The following is a 16976-nucleotide window of genomic DNA, read 5'->3' on the forward strand; positions in this document are numbered from 1 at the left end:
GTGCAATCGGTGCCGACCGGGGATTTGCCCGGATACGGTGGACCGGTCGTTGCTTGTTTGTTGAAACGAAAGTGTGTGCCAGTGCGCAAAAGGAACCGTCTCGCCGCCGTGGCGGCGGGATTGACTGTGGTGTGGCTCGTCGCGGGCTGCGCATCCGGTGGTGCGGCGGGCGGCGACTCGAGCGAAAGTCCGAGCGATGGTGGTGATTTCGTCACCGGGCTGTATCTCGAACCGCGGGGCCTGGATCCGCACCGGCAGGTGTTCTGGGAGACGTATCGGGTCTCCCGCAACATCTTCGAGCCGCTCGTCGGCGAGGATCTCACCCGGGCCGAGGGTACGCCCGACCTCGTGCCGGTGCTCGCCACGAGCTGGGAGCACAGCGGGGACGGACGAACCTGGACCTTCCGGTTGCGCGACGGCGTCACCTTCCACGACGGCACCTCGTTCGACGCCGAGGCGTTGCACAAGAACGTCCGCCGGGTCTGGGACCGCTCCTACGAGTTCTTCGACGAGGAGAGCGCGGGCCGGGTCAAGGTGTGGTTCGGCGGCCTGCTGAAGGCGGCTCCCACCGGCGAGCACACGTACACCTTCGAATTCGAGCGCCCCTTCCTGGGCTTCCCGCGCATCCTTGCGCAGTCGATGTACACCCTTCCCGTCGGCAACCCGGCGATCTGGGAACGGTACGGAAACGACGGCTTCGCGGAACATCCGGAAGGCACCGGGCCGTACCGCTTCGTCTCCCGCGCCATCGGTGATCGCATCGTCCTCGAGCGCAACGACGGCTACTGGGGCGAGCGACCGCATCTCGACTCGCTCACCTTCCGCATCATCCCGAACAACCAGACCCGGGTGGCGTCCCTCCTGGGCGGCGAGGTCGACCTCATCAGTTATGTCCAGCCCGACGACGTGGAGACGCTCGAGAACGCTGGCCTCCACGTACCGGAAGGCACTGGGGCGGAACTGATCTACTTCTCGTTCAACCGGCGCAACCCGGTTTTCGACGACGACCGCGTGCGGCAGGCACTCGTCCACGGGCTCGACCGTCAGGCGCTCGCGGACGAGGTGTACAACGGCTATGCCGCGCCTCAGTACTCCTTCCTCCCGCCCGGTAACGAGGCGTACCGCGCCGACGTGAAGGACTTCGAGTACGACCCGGATAGGGCTCGGCAGCTCCTCGCCGAAGCCGGTTACGGGCCCGGCCAGCTGCGGTTCAACCTCGTCATCGACGTCGCCAACGAGAACGTCGGCCAGTGGCTGCAGGCGCACCTGAAAGAGATCGGTGTCGAGGCCGACGTGGTGAGCCTGGACCGAGTGAACTACTCTGCCCGCGTCTACAATCCGCAACCGGGCGACGGACTGAACATCGACGAGTTCGGCGAGACCGACGCGGAGTGGCTGTACAACGGCTTCAACGGCCTCGTCAACCGCGGCCTGAAGCCGGAGCAGTACCCGGAGGTCACGCAGGCGATCGAGACCGCGCTCTACACCGCCGAGCCCGACCGGCGAATCGCCCTGTGGCAGAAGGCGGAGGAGGAGCTGCGCCGGCGCGCGCTGGTCATCCCGGCCGTCAATCTGAACCGGTACTACGCGACGGGTCCGAACGTCGAAGGGTTCACGTTCGCGTCCACCAACTGGTACGACCTGTCGAACGTCTGGCTCACGGACATCCGATGAGCCGGTTCCGACGGATCGGATTCCGAGTCGCCAACATCGTCCCGATTCTGCTGATCGTGTCGCTGCTAGCCTTCCTGCTGGGCGCGCTGACGCCCGGAGACCCCGTCGAAGCGCAGTTCGCGTCGAGATTCCCGGCGGAACAGCTCGCGGAGATCCGGGCCACCTACGGCCTCGACCGGCCGTTGTGGGAGCAGTACTTCGTGTGGTTGAAGAACCTGTTCGTCGACGGCGGCGGGCTGTCCCTCACCCTGGGCACCCCCGTGTTCGACATTCTGGTCCCCAATTTCGTGAACACCCTGATCCTCACCGCGGCGGGGGCGGTCGTCTGCGTGGTGGTGGGGACCTCGATCGGGTTGCTCGCGGGCATATTTCACGGAACCTGGATCGACCGCACGGTCATGCTGCTCGTGCAGATCGGCAGCAACCTGTCGGTGTACTGGTTCGGTCTCGTCCTGATCAGCGTGTTCGCGCTGCAGCTGCGCTGGCTGCCGGTGGGTGGAATGGAGTCGCGCGGTGGCGGCGGACTTGCCGATCTTCTGCAGCACCTGGTGCTGCCGGCGGTGTCGGCAGCGTTGATCTCGATGCTGGTGCTTGCCCGGTTCGTGCGTATCGGGGTGATCCGGGAGAGGTCGTCGGACTGGTTCCGGACGTTTCGTTCCCAAGGTATTCCTGCGCGAAAGCTGTATGGGAAGAACGTTTTCCGGAATATTCTGCCGAGCGTCGTGAATATCACGGGACTCGAGATCGGCACCCTGATCACCGGTGTGTTCTTCGTCGAGATCGTCTTCAATTGGCCCGGCATCGGTACGCAGCTGGTCAATGCGGTCAACGGTAAGGACTACCCGGTGATCCAGGGCGGGATCGTGCTCGTCGCACTGTGCTACCTCCTCGTCAACCTGATCACGGACCTGATCGTGGACGGCTTGAACCCCCGCCTGAAAGGCGCATGATGGCAACATTGCTCGAGGAGCGAGACACCACCGATCTTCCGGACCCCGCCCGCGTCGGTCGCCGACGTCATCGCATCCAGTTCATCGTCGCGGTGATCCTGATCGGACTCGTCGTGGTGTGCTCGCTGCTGGCACCGATCCTGGCGCCGTACGATCCCGTCCTCACCGACTCCGCCGCGAAGTTCCTGCCGCCGGGAAGCCCCGGCCATCTGCTGGGCACCGACGAACTCGGACGGGATCTGCTGAGCCGGCTGCTGTGGGGCGGTCGCACGTCCCTGGTGCTCGCCGTGCTGGCGGTCGTGCTGGCGGCGGTGGTGGGCTCCGCGGCGGGGCTCGCGGCGGGCTTTGCGGGCCCGCGCGCGTCGGGGGTGATCATGCGGATCGTCGACGTGTTGTTCGCGTTCCCCGTCATTCTCGTCGCGATCGCCCTGGCCGCGTTGCTCAGCCCGGGTCCGGGCGTGGTGGTGCTCGCGATCGTGTTCGCGGTCGTGCCCTACGTCACGCGTGTGGTGTTCGCGGAGGTCAAGCAGCAGCATGGCAAGGAGTACGTCGAGGCCGCGATCTCACTCGGCGCCGGGCGTTGGTCGCTGATGTTGCGAGAGGTCCTGCCGAACGTCGCGGGCCCGATCGTCGTGTACGCCACGGGCCTCGTGGGCGCGATGGTGGTGTTTTCCGCGAGCCTCAGCGCGGTCGGAATCGGCGTGCAGCCACCCGAACCGGACTGGGGCCAGATGATTGCCTCCGGAGCGAAGGTGATCATCTCGGGGCACCTGTACGTCGCACTGATCCCCGGCGTGACGGTCCTCGTGGTCGCCCTGGCCTTCAACTGGCTCGGTGACGGCCTGCACGACGTGTTCAGCCCGCGAGTGCGGAGAGGAACCCGGCGATGACCAGCCTGTACGGAACCGACCTGCGCACACCGCCGACGCCCGCCGCGCCCGCTGCGGTCCTCCAGGTCCGGGGCCTGAACGTCCGCTTCCCCGGCGATCCCGCCGACGCCCCCACGGTCGGCGACGTGTCATTCACCATCGGAGAGGGACAGGTGCTCGCCCTCGTCGGCGAATCCGGCTCGGGCAAGAGTCTGACAGCCGCGGCACTTCTCGGTCTCCTTCCACCGGGGGCACACCTCGCCGGAGGCTCGATCCGGTTCCGCGGCGGCACCGACGCCCCCGTGGACCTCGCCGGCCTGCCCGACCGGCGCCTCAACGCCTTCCGCGGGTCCGGCATCGGAATGGTGTTCCAGAATCCGCTGAGCTCGCTGGACCCGTCCTTCCGGGTCGGCAGTCAGCTCGACGAGGTTCTCGCCCGTCATCGACCGCGCACGCGGCGAGCGGAGCGGCGGAAGCTGAGCGCGGAGTGGCTGCGTCGCGTCGGGTTCGACGACCCGGACCGTGTACTCGACGCCTATCCGCACGAGCTCAGCGGCGGCATGCGGCAGCGAGTCATGATCGCGCTGGCCGGCCTCGCCGGGCCCGCGCTGCTGATCGCGGACGAACCGACCACCGCACTCGACACCGTCGTGCAGCGGCAGGTCTTGGACCTGCTCCGGGATGTGGCGCGCACGACCGGAGCGTCCCTGCTGCTCATCACGCACGACTTCGACGTGGTCGAGTATCTCGCGGACACCGTGGTGGTGCTGCGGGGCGGCGCAGTGGTGGAGTCCGGTCCGCGGGACACGGTGCTCTCGTCACCCCGCGACCCCTACACCCGAGAACTGCTCGCGGCGGTGCCCCGGCTCGGCAAGCGCCGTGCTCTGCCCCGCTGGCACGGACCACGCTCGTTGACCTCGCCCGGCGGCTCCGGTCCCGTACCTGTCGTGGAGGGCACGGATCCCGGTTCCGGGCCTGCCGTCCTGAAGCTCGACCACGTCACGAGGACGTTCACCGCCGGTGGCTGGGGGACCGGTACCCCCCGCCGCCGGTTCGTCGCCGTCGAGGACGTGTCGCTCGAGATCCGGTCGGGAGAGATCTACGGTCTCATCGGCTCTTCCGGCTCGGGCAAGTCCACCCTCGCCCGCCTGATGGGCGGCCTGCTCGACGTGACCGGCGGCTCGGTGGAGTTCCAGGGTCGTCGGATCGCGGGTGCAGATCGGCACACCCTGCGCGACATCCGTCCACGGCTGCAATATGTGTTCCAGGACCCGCTCGGCTCGCTCAATCCGAGCATTCGGGTCGGCGAGCAGATCGCCCGGCCGTTGCGGCGATTCGGCTCCATTCCCGACGGGGGCCGAGCAACGGACCTCGTCGTCGAAGCACTCGAACTGGTCGGTCTGCCCGCCGAGTTCGCCGACCGGTATCCGCATTCCCTGTCCGGCGGGCAGGCACAACGGGTGTGCATCGCGCGAGCGCTCGCTCCGGCCCCGGAACTGCTGATCCTCGACGAGCCGACGTCCGCCCTGGACGTGTCCACGCAGGCTGGCGTCGTCGACCTGATCCTGGAACTACGCGAACGGCTCGACCTGACCTGTGTCTTCATCGGACACGGTCTGGGCCTCGTCGAATGGACTTGTGACCGCATCGGCGTGATGTCCCACGGACGCCTCGTCGACACCTTCCCGACCGAAGACCTGCACGACGCCGACAGATCGCCGGCCGTCCGTGAGCTGCTGAACGCCGATCTCGGCGCACGAAAGGTACGAATTTCATGACAGGACGTGATGCACCGGGCCGGGCGCCGGTCGTTGCAGTGGGCCTCACCGGTGACGAGGCGAGTCGCCTTCTCGACGATCGCGAATCTCTCGATCGATGGTCCACGAGCGGTGCGGCATTCGGGGTGGTAGGGATCGATCGGATCACCCGGACACCACCCGCGGACCGAACGGCCGAGACTCCGCGCCCGACGGACCTCGACCCGAGCATCGTCGCGACAGCGCTGGCCACCGGGGGTGGCCCGCCGCTGGTGGTCGCCGGCGCCGCGCACCACGACCTGCCCTACAACCTTGCGCGAAGGGTACTTTCGCTCGATCACCTCACGCACGGGCGGGCTGGACTGCTCCTCGGGCACCGAGATGCACGTGGTCACGGGCACAGCGCCTGGGGTGCTGTGGGGCTGAACGACGGTGCCGAGCTGGGTGCGGCCACCGCGGCCGACACGGCTCTCGCGATCGCCGAACTGTGGCAGAGCTGGCCACTCGACAGCGTGATCGCCGACAAGGACTCGGGCGTCCTCGTCCGCTCCGATCGGATCGTGCGCATCGACCACCACGGCGTCGTCGACATCGCAGGACCGTTGAGCGTGCCCAGCTCGCCACAGGGTGCGCCCGTCCTCGCGTGGTATGCCGACGATCCGGAAGTGGTCGCGGCGGCTCCCGCCGCGGCCGATCTCGTCGTTCTCGGCGGATTCCCGGACGCCGCGAGCGTGGCCGCTGCCGCGTCCGGCCGCACGGGCCTGCTGGTGGAGGTCCCTGTCGCGGGAGCGCCGCGGCACGACGAGGTGATCACCGCGGTTGAAGAGTCGATCGCCGCCGGCGCCGACGGGGTGCTGCTCCGGTCGGCCGAGCCCGCCGAAGCTGCCGAGAGCGTGCTGCACCTGCTGGACCGAGCACTCGCCGTGCTGACCGCGGTGGACGGCACCGGCCGCGGAGATCGCGACGTGACGCTGCGCGCCACCCTCGGCCTCGCGCCACCCGCCCAGCTCCTCGCGCAAGCCCAGCCGGCGTTCGCGGCGCCGACGACGAGCGTCTACCGCTGACGCGCGTCGCCCCAGACCAATCCAGAAAGTGAACATCATGGCCGCACCCACCTCCCCCGACATCCGGTCGCTGCTTGCCCGCCCCGCTGCGGAGTTCGGCACGCTCGCCGCGACCTACCGGCCCGTCTTCGCGCGGATCGCGGAAGGAAACCTCGCACGGGAACGCGCCCGTGAGTTCCCGCACGAACAGGTGCGCTGGCTGATCGACGCGGGATTCTCGCGGCTGCGGATCCCGCGTGAGCTCGGCGGCGACGGGGCATCGCTGCAGCAGGTCTTCCTGCTGCTCGCCGAACTCGCCGAAGCAGACCCCAACGTCTCCCATGTCTTCCGCAACCATCTTGCGTTCGTCGAGGATCGGTTGAATGCGCCGGACCATCCCGCCACCGAGGTCTGGCTCGAGCGATTCCGCCGGGGCGAGTTCGTCGGCGGCGGGTGGACGGAGGCGAGCAACGCGAGCTTCGGCGAGATCGCCACCCGCATCACCACCTCCGACGGCGTCACCCGCATCACCGGCAACAAGTTCTACGCGACCGGCAGTCTCTACGCGGACTGGCTCGACGTCATCGGCCGCGACGACAACGACGAACTCGTCACGGTCCTCGTGCCCCGCACTCAACCCGGCGTCACTCTGGTCGACGACTGGGAGGGCTTCGGCCAGCAGACCACCGCGAGCGGATCGGCCCGCTACCAGGACGCCGAGGTCGACGAGCACGGCATCTTCCCCGCCCAGGACCGCTTCGCCTACCAGGGGCTCTTCTACCAGACGGCGCTGCTGTCGGTGCTCGTCGGTATTGCCCGAGCAGCCTTCCGAGACGGCACTGCGGCGTTGCGGCGTCGCACGCGCAATTACCCTCTCGGCGTGGACCAGGCGCCTCCGCAGGACCCGTTACTGCAGCAGCGCATCGGTTTCCTCGCGACGCGTGTGTTCCAGGCCGACGCGGCCCTGGAAAAGCAGGCCGCCACGCTCGACGCGGTGGCACGGGCGCACGCGCTCGGCGACGACGAGACGGAGAAGGCCGCGCTGGTGCAGGCGACCGTCCGCACGCACGAGGCCCAGTCGGTCGTCGTCGACTCGGCGCTCGAGGTGACGACGACCGTCTTCGATGCGCTGGGTGCCTCTGCGACGGCGGTTCCGCTGGCGCTGGACCGGCACTGGCGCAACGCCCGGACGCTCGCCTCCCACAACCCGCGGGTGTTCAAGGAGCGCGTGCTCGGTGACTTCTATGTCAACGGCACGGTGCCGGCGGGCGGTTCGAACCCGTACGCCCGCCCGCAGGGACAGGGGGTCTAGCTCGATGGGGAACCGACGAGACGGTCATGTGATCCTCGGCGTGAATGTCCTCGTCTACGGGTACATTCCGTCGGCCTGGCGCTCGCCCCTGCTGGGAGCGCGGGACTTCCTCGAGCCGGCGTACTGGGAGCGCATCGGTCGGCTCGCCGAACGCGCCACACTGGACGCCGTGTTCCTGGCCGACGCGCTGGGGCTGGGGGATCCCGCGTACGACGCCAACCCGATCCGGCTCGATCCGACCGTCCTGTGGGCGCACGTCGCGCAGGCCACCGAACGGGTCGGTCTCATCGCCACCGCGTCCACCACGTTCAACGATCCAGTCGAGCTCGCGAGTCGCATTCTCACGCTCGATCACGTGTCCCGGGGCAGAGCCGGCTGGAACCTGGTGACCACCCGGGACGACCGCTCGGCCGCGAACTTCGGACTGTCACGGGTCGTGCCGCGCTCCGAACGGTACGACCGCGGTGCGGAGTTCGCGGAGCTGGTGCAGCGACTGTGGTCCGCTGCGGGAACCGGCGAAACGGTGCGGTACGACGGGAGGTACTTCGGATACGACGGCGATTTCGTCGCCCCCGCCTCGCCGCAGGGCCGGCCGGTGCTCTTCCAGGCCGGCGGCTCGCCCGGCGGCCGTGACATCGCCTCGCGCTTCGCCGACGGCGTGTTCGCGGCGGAGATCACCCAGGAGACGGCACGGGAGCACTATCGGCAGGTCAAGGCCGATGCGGTCAGGCACGGGCGCGCGCCGGGCGACGTGAAGATTCTGCCCGGTCTGCTGCTGACTCTCGGTTCGACGGAGGAGGAAGCGCGCCGGCGGGTCGACGAGTTGTACGAGACCAGCCCGGGCTGGTACTCCGCGGCGTGGCTGTCGCACGCGATCGGTGTCGACGTCGCCAAGCTCGAGCTGGACGAGAAGTTCCCCGACGACGTCCTGCGGGGACCGGTGGACACCGACCTCTTCCAGGGAAGTATCGGATTCCGGGAGTCCATCCTCGAACAGATCCGGCAGACCCAGCCGACGGTCCGTGAGTACCTGCGCGAAACTCGATACACCGGCTCCGGGCACGGCGGGTTCGTCGGGACTCCGGAGCAGCTCGTCGACCGCATCGAGGAGTGGTATCTCGGCGGTGCGTGTGACGGGTTCAACCTGCAGCCGGACATCCTGACGGACGGGTTGGAGGTCATCGCGGACGAGGTGGTGCCACGGCTTCGGTCGCGCGGTCTGTACCGCACCGAGTACGAGACGGAAACGCTGCGCGGGCACTTCGAGGCGGCGGAACCGGCCCACGGTGCCGCCTTGCACGCGGCGATCTGACACGGCGGGGCGCCTCCGGTGGTCGCTGCGGCTCAACCCAGCCGCAGCGACCACCGGCCCCCGCGTCCGTGCAGCCGGACCTGTGCGAGCGGGCGCACGTCGATCCGCCAGAATCCTGCCGGGGGCGCGCCGAGGGCGTACACCGTCGCGGCGCGGATCACGGCCGGGTGGGTCACCGCGACGACCCGGCCCGGCGCCAGCTCGTCGAGCCACCGCGCCACCCGTTCGGTCAGCTCCGCGATCGACTCGCCGCCGTGCGGCGCCGCGTGCGGGTCGGTGAGCCACTGCTGCAGGCTCTCGGCCGGCACCTCGTCCATCGCCCGCCCCGCCCAGTCGCCGTAGTCCAGGTCCCGCAGCGCCCGATCGACCGCGGCCGTCGTGCCCAGCGCGGCCGCGGTCTCGACGGCCCGTCGCTCCGGCGCCGCGACGACGCGGTCGGCCACCGGCGCGACCGCCCGCTCCAGTTCTCGTCGGCCGCGTTGCGACAGCGGCTCGTCGGCGGGGAACCGGACGGCGCGCTGCGCCTCCGTCGAGGCATGGGCCAGAAGGACGAGGCGAACCACGGCGGTCATCGAATCACAACCACCGGGTGTGTCGCCTTGACAGGGGCGGGCTCACGGTGCGACTGTTCCTGCGTCACACGTGCCGAGGTGCAGGCAATCCGGTGCAAGTCCGGAGCGGTCGCGCCACTGTGACCGGGCGACCCGCCCGGGAGTCAGAAAACTGTCTCGGCGCATGGATTTTCGACGGGACGCGTTATCCCAGGAGGATGCCATGGCTACTGTCCACACCCCCGAGTCCACGATGGGCTCCGCGGCGCTGGCCGCCGCGATCACCGCCGTCGTGCTGCTCGCCTTCGTCACCCTCTACCTGGTCGGCTTCGATCAGGGCGCGATCTCGCGCACCGGCATGTTCATGCATGAGCTGATGCACGACGGCCGGCACCTGCTCGGCCTGCCGTGCCACTGAGGCCGGGGGCCGGCGTGTCACCGAGGCCGGGGGCCGGCATGTCACCGAGGCCGGGGGCCGGCGTCTCGTCGCACCCGGACGCTGCCGTGTCGGCAGGCGTCCCGCTGACCGGCCCCTACACCCGGATCCTGCTGCGCGGCCTGCTGGCCGGCCTGATTGCCGGCCTGCTCGCCGGCGCCGTCGCCTTCGTGGTCGGCGAGCCGCACATCGAGGCCGCGATCGCGCTGGAGGAGGCCGCCGCGACGCACGCGGCCACCGAGGCGCACTCCCACACGCACGAGGCCGCGTCCGCCGGTCACAGCCACGGCGAGGACGCCCTCGTCAGCCGCACCGGGCAGAAGGTGGGCCTGATCCTCGCCACCACCCTCGCCGGTCTGGCGCTCGGCGCGCTGTTCGCGTCGGTGCTGCACTTCGCCCGGCGCCACACCACGCTGTCGGGTCCCGCTCTCGGACTGCTCGGCGCCGGAGCGGGATGGCTCGCGATCGAAGCGGTGCCGTTCCTGAAGTACCCGGCCAACCCGCCGGCGGTGGGGGACCCGGACACCATCGACCAGCGCACCCTCCTGTGGGTCGCGGCGGTCGTGCTCGGCCTCGTCGCGCTCGCGGTGGCGGTGGCCGCCGCGAAGGCGCTCGCCCGTCAGGAGCTGCGTACCGTCCGGCTCGCCGGACCGGTCCTGGCGTTCCTCGTCGTGGTCGGTCTCGGGTATGCGGTGCTGCCGACGATCGACGAGGTCGGCACGGACTTTCCGGCCACGCTGCTGTGGGACTTCCGCGTTGCGTCGGTGATCGTTCAGACCACCCTGTGGTTCGCCCTGGGCGTGGCGTTCGCGTTCCTCACCGAACGCGCCGATCGTCGCGTGCCCGTCCGCGTGGCGTAGCCGTCGTGGGACAGGGCCTGCTCGTCGCCGGAACCACCTCGGACGCCGGGAAATCCGTGGTGACCACCGGGATCTGCCGGGCACTGGCCCGCCGTGGGCTGTCGGTCGCGCCGTTCAAGGCGCAGAACATGTCCAACAACTCCATGGTGGCCGTCGACCCGGTCACCGGCGACGGCGTGGAAATCGGCCGCGCGCAGTGGATCCAGGCGGTGGCGGCGCGCGCCGTACCCGAGGCCGCGATGAATCCGGTGCTGCTCAAACCCGGCAGCGACCGCCGCAGTCACGTCGTCGTGCTCGGCCGGCCCGCCGGTCACCTCGAGGCCGGCGAGTTCGCCGGCGGCCGAAAGCACCTCGCCGAGGCCGCCTTCGGTGCGCTCGACGACCTGCGGGACCGGTTCGACGTGGTGGTCTGCGAGGGTGCCGGCAGCGCCGCCGAGATCAACCTGCGGGCCCACGACTACGTGAACATGGGCCTGGCCCGGCACGGCGACCTGCCGACCGTGCTCGTCGGCGACATCGATCGCGGCGGGGTGTTCGCCGCCATGTACGGCACGCTCGCCCTGCTGGATGCGTCCGATCAGGCCCTCGTCCGCGGCTTCGTGATCAACAAGTTCCGTGGAGACCTCGGGCTGTTGCGTCCCGGTCTCGAGTCGCTCGAAAAGCTCACGGGCCGGCCCGTGCTCGGCGTCCTGCCCTGGCAGCGCGGCCTGTGGCTCGACTCGGAGGACTCGCTCGCCCTGTCGTCGCGCCCGGCCCACGACGGCGCCGGGTCGCTCACCGTCGCGGTGGTGATGCTGCCGCGGATCAGCAACTTCACCGACGTCGACGCGCTGTGCCTCGAACCGGACGTGCGGCTGCGGTTCGTCGACGATCCGCGCGCCCTCGCCGGCGCCGACGTGGTGATCCTGCCCGGCACCCGCGCCACCCTCGCGGACCTCGCGTGGCTGCGCGGCCGTGGCCTCGACACCGCCGTCGCCGACCACGCCCGTCGCGGGGGCGTGGTGCTCGGGATCTGCGGCGGCTTCCAGATGCTCGGCCGGCGGATCTCCGATCCGCACGGCGTCGAGGGCACCCCCGGGGCGTGCGTGGACGGGCTCGGACTGCTGGACGTGCACACCCGTTTCGAACCGGAGAAGGTGCTGCGGCTGCCGGCCGGGTCGGCGCTCGGGGTGCCTGCCTCCGGGTACGAGATCCACCACGGCCGCATCTCCCGCGGCGGCGACGAGGAGTTCCTCGGCGGCGCCCGGGCGGGAACGGTGTTCGGCACCATGTGGCACGGCAGCCTCGAGGGCGACGCCCTGCGCACGGCGTGGCTCCGCGAGGCGGCCGCCCTCACCGGGCGCGACCTCGCCACCGGCACCGTCGGCTTCCACGCCGCCCGCGAGGCGCGCCTCGAGGTGCTCGCGGACATGGTCGAGGAGCACCTCGACGTCGGCGCCCTGCTCGGGATGCTCGGGGCTCGGCCGGTGCTGCCCACACTGACGGGCGGCCTGGCGTGACCGTCCTCATCCTCGGCGGCACCGGCGAGGCGCGGGCGCTCGCCGCCGGCCTGGACACCGCGGGGGTGGCGTACGTGTCGTCGCTTGCGGGACGGGTGCGCAACCCGCGCCTGCCGGTCGGCGACGTGCGGATCGGCGGTTTCGGCGGCATCGACGGACTGCGGGAGTATCTGCGCGGCAACGGTATCCGCAGGGTGGTCGACGCCACGCACCCGTTCGCCGCGCGGATCAGCGGTAACGCCGCGGCCGCCTGCGCGGCGGCCGGGGTGCCGCTGCTGCGCCTGGCGCGGCCGGGCTGGACCGGCACCGGCGACTGGACGTGGGTCGACGACCACGATGCGGCCGCCGCGGTGGCCGCCCGGGGGGCGAGCGTGTTCCTGAGCACGGGCCGCCAGACCCTCGATCGCTTCCTCGGGCCGCTCGCGCGGCACCGCGTCCTGGTGCGGGTGGTCGAGCCGCTGGACCTCGACGTGCCGGACTCCTGGACGGTGCTGCTGGCCCGCGGCCCCTACACCGTCGACGGCGAGCGTGCGCTGCTCGCCGGCCACGGGGTGGACGTGCTCGTCACCAAGGACTCCGGCGGGGACCTCACGCGCGCCAAGCTCGACGCGGCGGCCGAACTCGGGGTGCGGGTGGTCGTCGTGCGCCGCCCGCCCTCGCCGGCGGGCGTGCCGACGGTGGCGACGGTCGCGGACGCCGTCGCGTGGGCGACGGATTCCTGCGCGGATTAGTCGTCCGTGCACGCAATGTCGTGTGCAGACGACCGGGAACCGCGCGGGTCCGCGATCTCAGACCTGCGGGCCCTCGGTGCGCAGGTCGTCGACCTTGCGCATCGCCTCGCGGAGCTCGGCGAGCCACTGCTCGCTGTGCTGCCCCACGAGCTGGACGCACCAGGCGAGCGCGTCGGAGCGCGAGCGGGCGACGCCGGCGTCGACGAGGGTGTCGAGGACCTTGCGCTCGGGCTGGCGCAACCGGGTCATCACCGGAACGGCCAAGTGGGTGAACAGCACTCGACGCTCGCCGAGCGTGACACCCCACGCGACCTTCCGGCCGTAGCGGGCCTCGGCCTCGTCGGCGATGCGCATGCGGTCCGGCCGGGTGGTCTCCCGGAACCGCGCGATGCGCCCGTCGACGGACGCCGGGCCGGTGTCCTCGGGCGGGGGCAGTTCCCCGACGACCACGATCTCCTCGCGGTCGACCTCGATGTCGGCGGGGCCGGTGAACCAGTCGTCGGGCAGGCGTCCGGCGAACCACTCGGCGGCGTCGCTCGCATCGGGGACGTCGGCCTGTTGCCAGCCGCCCGGGCGTCCGAAGCGGGGTCCGTGCATGTGCGGATGGTGTCGCATGTCGTCCTCCTCGGGACGAAGTGCCAATATCACTGATTACAGTGTTACACCGCTTACGTGATTCGCGCCACAACGGTGCTCGCGGACGCGACGACCGCGGACACCGCGAGCGCGCCCGCGCCGACCCGGGCCGCGAGCCGCACGCCCCGCGCGATGTCCCCGGGTTCCGGGGCCGGGCCGTCGCCGAGGGTGCCGCGGTCCTCCACCACGCCCTGATAGACGTTCACCCCGCCCAGAGTGACCCCGAGCGCGCCAGCGAACGCCGCCTCGACCGGCCCGGCGTTCGGGCTCGGATGCCGGTGGGCATCGCGGCGCCAGGCCGTCAGGGCCGCGCCGGGCCGCTCGCCCAGGCCCGCCGCGAGCAGCGCGGACAGCCGCGCCGGCGCCAGGTTGAGCAGGTCGTCGAACCGGGCGGACGCCCAGCCGAACCGCTCGTGCCGCGGCGTGCGGTGGCCGACGCGGGCGTCGAGGGTGTTCGCGGCCCGGTAGCCGAGCAGGCCCGCCGGCCCCGCCACCGCACCCCACAGCAGCGGGGCGACGACGGCGTCGGAGGTGTTCTCCGCCAGGGACTCGAGGGTGGCGCGGGCGACGCCGGCGGCGTCGAGGCGCGACGGGTCGCGCCCGACGAGGTGGGTGACCTGACGGCGCGCGGCGGGCAGATCCGCGCGGCGCAGCTGGCCGTCGATCGTCGTCGCCTCCCGCGCCAGCGACCGGCCGCCGAGCACGGTCCACGTCGCTGCCGCGGTCACCGCCGTGCGCACCAGCGGACGACGCCGGGTGAGCCGGTCCACGCCGTAGCCGAGGCCGGCCGCGCCGCCGACCAGCACCGCGGTGAACAGCGTCCCGGCCGCCCGGTGGTCCGCGTACAGCGCGCGCTCGGTGGTCCGGGCGATCCGGCCGAAGCCGCTCACCGGGTGGCCGCGACGGGGATCGCCGAACGCCTGATCGGCGAGGTAGCCGAGGACGAGGCCGGCGGCGCGCGGGTTCACGTCAGGTCCCGCCATGCCCCGAGCAACGCCTCGGTGGTCTGCGCATCGCGCACCGCGATGCGCACCCAGTCGGCGCCGAGGCCGGGGAAGCTGTCCCCACGACGCACCGCGAAGCCCTTGCCCCGCAGTCGCTCCCGCGTCCCCACGGGGACGTGCGCCAGCACGAACGGTGCCGCCGACGGGCCGGCCACCGCGATGCCGAGCGCGGTCAGGCCGTCGACGAGGACGGCGCGGTCGGCCGCGACCTGCACGGCGATGCGCTCCGCCTCGACCGTGGCCGCCGGCGACGCGCACGCGATCATCGCCGCCGCCGCCGGTGTGGACACCGACCACGGTGGCTGGTGCGCGGCGAGCTCGGCGACGATCGACTCGTCGCCGAGCACGTACCCGGCGCGGATACCGGGTATCGCCCACGTCTTGGTGAGCGAGCGGACCACCACGACACCCGGAAGCGACACGCCGGCAAGCGATTCCGTTTCCCCCGGTACCGCATCCATGAACGCCTCGTCCACCGCCAGCACTCGGCCGGGCCGCGCCAGGGCCCGCAGCGCGGCACCCGGGTGCAGCACGCCGGTCGGGTTCGTGGGGTTGCCGACGATCACGAGGTCGGCGTCGTCGGGCACCAGCGCCGGGTCGAGGACGAAGCCGTCCTCGCGGCGCAGCAGCACCCGGGTCACCTCGTGCCCGGCGGCGCGCAGCGCCGCCTCCGGCTCGGTGAACTGCGGGTGCACCACCGCCGGTCGCGCCCAGCGACGGGCACGGGCGACGAGGGTGAACGCCTCCGCGCCGCCGGCGGTGGGCAGCACCTCGAGCGGGTCGCGTCCGTGCCGGGCGGCCAGGGCGGCCCGCGCCGCGCGCGGGTCCGGATACCGATCCAGCTCGGCCAGCGACCCGGCCAGCGCGGCGTCGAGCCACTCCGGGCGCGGCCGGCGCGAGACGTTGACGGCCAGATCCACCAGTCCCGGCGTGGCCTCCCGGTCGCCGTGGTGCTGCAGGTCCGGTGCGGCGGCCCGGGTCGTGCGCGGCGGCGGGGGGACCGGCGTCGCGGCCCGCACCGCGTCGGCGAACCGCTGCGCCAGCGCCGGATGCCCGGCCCAGTGGGTGTGCAGGTAGGAGGCGTGCACGGTGGCGGACGCGAAGCCGTCGGGCCGCCCGCCCAGCAGCCACGCCGGCTCGTCGGTGGAATCGACCGTGGTGCGGTGGAATTCGTGTCCGGTCACCCGCGTGCCCGCCGGCGCGAGCAGGGTCTCGCGCGGCGCGACGGCCGTGCGGTAGCCGAGGGTCAGGCGCGGCGTCATCCGGGCGGCCGCGTCGATCGCGCCGATCATCGGCGCCCCGTCCACCTCGCGGCACAGGTACAACAGCCCGGCGCACTCGGCGACGGTGGGTGTGCCGGCCGTGATGGCGGCCCGGAGATGTTCGCGCAGAGCGGTGTTCGCGGCCAGATCTGCCGCGTGCACCTCGGGGAAGCCGCCGCCGAGATAGATCCCGGCCGTGCCGTCGGGCAGTCGTTCGTCGCGCAGCGGATCGAACACCACGGTGCGGCACCCGGCGGCGCGCAGCATCTCCTCGGTCTCGGCGTAACGGAACGTGAAGGCGCGGCCGCCGGCGATCGCGACGACCGGGCCGTCGTCGGCCGGTGCCCCCGGATCCCACGGGCTCGCAGGAAGATCCGGTGCGGCGCACGCGATCCGCATCACCTCGGCGAGATCGACCCGCGCGGCGATCTGTGCGGCCAGGCGATCGAGCTGGGCGGCGGCCTCGGCCCGCTCCTGCGCCGGCACCAGCCCGAGATGCCGCGACGGCGCCGAGATCCCGTCGTCGCGCTGCAGGACGCCGAGCACCGGGACGCCCGTCGCGGCCAGAGCCTCGACCACCTCGTCGGAATGCCGCACCGAGCCGGCCTTGTTCAGGATCACCCCGGCGATGCGGACGCTGCGGTCGAACGTGGCCATCCCGTGCACCACGGCCGCGACGGAGCGGGAGGCGTGGGAGACGTCCACGACGAGGACCACCGGGGCACCGAGGACGGCGGCCGTGTGGGCGGTGGAGGCGAACCCGTCGGTGCCGAGCATCCCGTCGTACAGGCCCATCACGCCCTCGACGATCGCGACGTCGGCACCGCGGGCGCCGTGCGCGAGCAGCGGTGCGAGCAGGTCGGTGCCGACGAGATGGGCGTCCAGGTTGCGGCCGGGCCGGTCCGTCGCGAGGGCGTGGTAGCCCGGGTCGATGTAGTCCGGGCCGACCTTGTGTCCCGACACGGTGTGCCCGGCCGCCCGCAGGGCCGCCATGAGGCCCGTCGCGACCGTGGTCTTCCCGTGTCCGGAGGCCGGCGCGGCCACCACCAGCCGGGGCAGCGGTGTCATGCGGTCACCACG

Annotated in this window: 15 protein-coding genes and 1 riboswitch; of the genes, 11 read left to right on the forward strand and 4 right to left on the reverse strand. The window is 71.6% G+C overall.

Translation table 11 applies throughout. From position 1 onward, the window contains the following. Positions 1-81 precede the first annotated feature (81 nt). The 7 genes from A4U64_RS04190 to A4U64_RS04220 are packed head-to-tail and all read left to right on the forward strand — an operon-like array spanning position 82 to position 8917. Positions 82-1674: an ABC transporter substrate-binding protein gene (locus tag A4U64_RS04190; protein ID WP_161997169.1), complete on the forward strand. Its 1593-nt coding sequence runs from the start codon at positions 82-84 to the stop codon at positions 1672-1674. Then, positions 1671-2624, forward strand: coding sequence for an ABC transporter permease (locus A4U64_RS04195; RefSeq protein WP_065922236.1), 954 nt, complete (start codon positions 1671-1673; stop codon positions 2622-2624). The genes A4U64_RS04190 and A4U64_RS04195 overlap by 4 nt, the downstream gene beginning before the upstream one ends. Continuing rightward, a complete protein-coding gene (locus A4U64_RS04200; protein WP_232334170.1) occupies positions 2621-3514 on the forward strand; it encodes an ABC transporter permease in 894 nt (297 codons plus the stop codon). The genes A4U64_RS04195 and A4U64_RS04200 overlap by 4 nt, the downstream gene beginning before the upstream one ends. After that, on the forward strand, positions 3511-5271 hold the full coding sequence (nikE, locus tag A4U64_RS04205) for a nickel ABC transporter ATP-binding protein NikE (RefSeq protein WP_065922238.1): 1761 nt from the start codon (positions 3511-3513) through the stop codon (positions 5269-5271). The genes A4U64_RS04200 and nikE overlap by 4 nt, the downstream gene beginning before the upstream one ends. Next, the gene (locus A4U64_RS04210) at positions 5268-6314 is read left to right on the forward strand and encodes an LLM class flavin-dependent oxidoreductase (protein ID WP_157127570.1); all 1047 of its coding nucleotides are present in this window, start codon (positions 5268-5270) and stop codon (positions 6312-6314) included. The genes nikE and A4U64_RS04210 overlap by 4 nt, the downstream gene beginning before the upstream one ends. Positions 6315-6351: 37 nt before the next feature. Beyond that, the gene (locus tag A4U64_RS04215; protein WP_420877402.1) at positions 6352-7605 is read left to right on the forward strand and encodes an acyl-CoA dehydrogenase family protein; all 1254 of its coding nucleotides are present in this window, start codon (positions 6352-6354) and stop codon (positions 7603-7605) included. 4 nt (positions 7606-7609) lie between these two features. Continuing rightward, positions 7610-8917 (forward strand): NtaA/DmoA family FMN-dependent monooxygenase, encoded by a 1308-nt coding sequence (locus A4U64_RS04220; protein ID WP_065922240.1) that lies wholly within the window; start codon positions 7610-7612, stop codon positions 8915-8917. A 32-nt stretch (positions 8918-8949) separates the two neighbouring features. On the opposite strand, the gene A4U64_RS04225 is transcribed toward A4U64_RS04220, so the two are convergent. Beyond that, positions 8950-9489 (reverse strand): histidine phosphatase family protein, encoded by a 540-nt coding sequence (locus A4U64_RS04225; RefSeq protein ID WP_065922241.1) that lies wholly within the window; start codon positions 9487-9489, stop codon positions 8950-8952. A 59-nt stretch (positions 9490-9548) separates the two neighbouring features. Next, positions 9549-9662, forward strand: a riboswitch (cobalamin riboswitch). Positions 9663-9721: 59 nt separating this feature from the next. On the opposite strand from A4U64_RS04225, the gene A4U64_RS04230 reads away from it, so the two are divergent. From A4U64_RS04230 to A4U64_RS04245, 4 genes are read left to right on the forward strand one after another with little or no spacing between them, the layout of a single operon-like run. Then, on the forward strand, positions 9722-9886 hold the full coding sequence (locus A4U64_RS04230) for a CbtB domain-containing protein (protein WP_373566487.1): 165 nt from the start codon (positions 9722-9724) through the stop codon (positions 9884-9886). A 38-nt stretch (positions 9887-9924) separates the two neighbouring features. After that, positions 9925-10764, forward strand: a complete 840-nt coding sequence (locus tag A4U64_RS04235) for a CbtA family protein (RefSeq protein WP_065922242.1) — start codon at positions 9925-9927, stop codon at positions 10762-10764. 5 nt (positions 10765-10769) lie between these two features. Continuing rightward, positions 10770-12263, forward strand: a complete 1494-nt coding sequence (locus A4U64_RS04240) for a cobyric acid synthase (protein WP_006945396.1) — start codon at positions 10770-10772, stop codon at positions 12261-12263. Continuing rightward, entirely contained in the window at positions 12260-12994 is a 735-nt protein-coding gene (locus tag A4U64_RS04245; protein WP_065922243.1) for a cobalt-precorrin-6A reductase, read from the forward strand. Before A4U64_RS04240 ends, A4U64_RS04245 begins: the two co-directional genes overlap by 4 nt. A gap of 57 nt (positions 12995-13051) precedes the next feature. Here A4U64_RS04245 and A4U64_RS04250 read toward each other — a convergent pair whose 3' ends face one another. From A4U64_RS04250 to A4U64_RS04260, 3 genes are read right to left on the reverse strand one after another with little or no spacing between them, the layout of a single operon-like run. Further along, positions 13052-13609 carry a hypothetical protein gene (locus A4U64_RS04250; protein ID WP_006945398.1) on the reverse strand — a complete coding sequence of 186 codons (558 nt, stop codon included), beginning with the start codon at positions 13607-13609 and terminating at the stop codon, positions 13052-13054. 53 nt (positions 13610-13662) lie between these two features. Then, complete coding sequence (locus A4U64_RS04255; RefSeq protein WP_065922244.1) at positions 13663-14613, reverse strand: cobalamin biosynthesis protein; 951 nt, start codon at positions 14611-14613, stop codon at positions 13663-13665. Continuing rightward, on the reverse strand, positions 14595-16964 hold the full coding sequence (locus A4U64_RS04260; RefSeq protein WP_065922245.1) for a cobyrinate a,c-diamide synthase: 2370 nt from the start codon (positions 16962-16964) through the stop codon (positions 14595-14597). Before A4U64_RS04260 ends, A4U64_RS04255 begins: the two co-directional genes overlap by 19 nt. Positions 16965-16976 lie beyond the last annotated feature (12 nt).

Source organism: Rhodococcus sp. WB1, assembly GCF_001700945.1.
Classification (GTDB): Bacteria; Actinomycetota; Actinomycetes; order Mycobacteriales; family Mycobacteriaceae; genus Rhodococcus; species Rhodococcus aetherivorans.

Coding starts and splice junctions, on each gene's coding strand:
- A4U64_RS04195 (WP_065922236.1), top strand. CDS start 1,671: ATGAGCCGGTTCCGACGGATCGGATTCCGAGTCGCCAACATCGTCCCG.
- A4U64_RS04200 (WP_232334170.1), top strand. CDS start 2,621: ATGATGGCAACATTGCTCGAGGAGCGAGACACCACCGATCTTCCGGAC.
- nikE (WP_065922238.1), top strand. CDS start 3,511: ATGACCAGCCTGTACGGAACCGACCTGCGCACACCGCCGACGCCCGCC.
- A4U64_RS04210 (WP_157127570.1), top strand. CDS start 5,268: ATGACAGGACGTGATGCACCGGGCCGGGCGCCGGTCGTTGCAGTGGGC.
- A4U64_RS04215 (WP_420877402.1), top strand. CDS start 6,352: ATGGCCGCACCCACCTCCCCCGACATCCGGTCGCTGCTTGCCCGCCCC.
- A4U64_RS04220 (WP_065922240.1), top strand. CDS start 7,610: ATGGGGAACCGACGAGACGGTCATGTGATCCTCGGCGTGAATGTCCTC.
- A4U64_RS04225 (WP_065922241.1), bottom strand. CDS start 9,489: ATGACCGCCGTGGTTCGCCTCGTCCTTCTGGCCCATGCCTCGACGGAG.
- A4U64_RS04230 (WP_373566487.1), top strand. CDS start 9,722: ATGGGCTCCGCGGCGCTGGCCGCCGCGATCACCGCCGTCGTGCTGCTC.
- A4U64_RS04235 (WP_065922242.1), top strand. CDS start 9,925: ATGTCACCGAGGCCGGGGGCCGGCGTCTCGTCGCACCCGGACGCTGCC.
- A4U64_RS04250 (WP_006945398.1), bottom strand. CDS start 13,609: ATGCGACACCATCCGCACATGCACGGACCCCGCTTCGGACGCCCGGGC.
- A4U64_RS04255 (WP_065922244.1), bottom strand. CDS start 14,613: ATGGCGGGACCTGACGTGAACCCGCGCGCCGCCGGCCTCGTCCTCGGC.
- A4U64_RS04260 (WP_065922245.1), bottom strand. CDS start 16,964: ATGACACCGCTGCCCCGGCTGGTGGTGGCCGCGCCGGCCTCCGGACAC.